Genomic DNA, 842 nt, shown 5'->3' with positions numbered 1-842 from the left:
CGATTCGGTATCAACGTGTATGGCAGCTGCACCATCGCTGTCAGTAACAACAGCGCGGAAACCAAAGCAGCCTGCACTTGTTCATATCGAACCATGCGGTATTGGTTCAGTATCAGTATCAGTACTGACATCAGGATAGAGGGGCTGAGGAAGCGGCCCATCATGTAGTCTGCGCCTACATAGCAGATATACAGCAGTTGGATGGTCAAGCCGGCAGCCAGCAGTTTGGTCAACAGACGGCGGTTGAATAGGGCGGATACGATGGCCAATATAATGCCGGCACTGGTCAGCGGGTCGTTTTGCAGGTTGTATTTGAAGTAATGGTAGGCTTGAGTCAATAAGACGGAGCGTTCGTAGTCGATATTGACTTTGGCCAGTGCTGTGTTGGGTACGGGGGTACCGTAGTAAATAATGGAGAAGGTTTCCCATGCGATAACGGGCAGTAAGGCCAGCAGGCTGCTTTTGAACCATGCTTGTTTTTGCTTGAACATTTGGTACAGCAAATAGGCGGATGCCGGGGTCAGGAGGAAGATGCCGTCTGGACGGGTGATGTATACCAGTCCGTATATCAGGCTGGTGGCGAAAAATCTTTGCTGTAATGGGCGTTCGCTCAGCCAGAACCAGACGTATAGGCACATGAGTAAGTGAACCAATGGGTTTTCCAGTCCTGATGACGAGTAGTCTGTGAAGGCGCGGGAAACGGCAAGTATGGCAACGGCCAGCCAGCCCCATTGGTTTTGCATTTGGGTGCGGATGAATCGGCTGATTATCCAGGCTATGCCTGCCAGGCACAGCCAGCTGAGCAGCAGGGAAACGTAGAACGAACTGCCGGTAAGGGCGGT

The 842-nt window shown here is 52.0% G+C and carries 1 protein-coding gene; it reads right to left on the bottom strand.

Annotation, left to right across the window (positions count from 1 at the left end; genetic code table 11):
• Window positions 1-842, bottom strand: an 842-nt coding sequence (locus tag HMPREF9098_RS11070) for a glycosyltransferase family 39 protein (protein WP_003784942.1), incomplete at both ends; no start/stop codon positions are given.

It is taken from the genome of Kingella denitrificans ATCC 33394, assembly GCF_000190695.1.
Lineage (GTDB): Bacteria > Pseudomonadota > Gammaproteobacteria > Burkholderiales > Neisseriaceae > Kingella_A > Kingella_A denitrificans.
The sequence above is the reverse complement of the archived record's forward strand: the minus strand, read 5'-3'. Positions and strand labels throughout refer to the sequence as shown.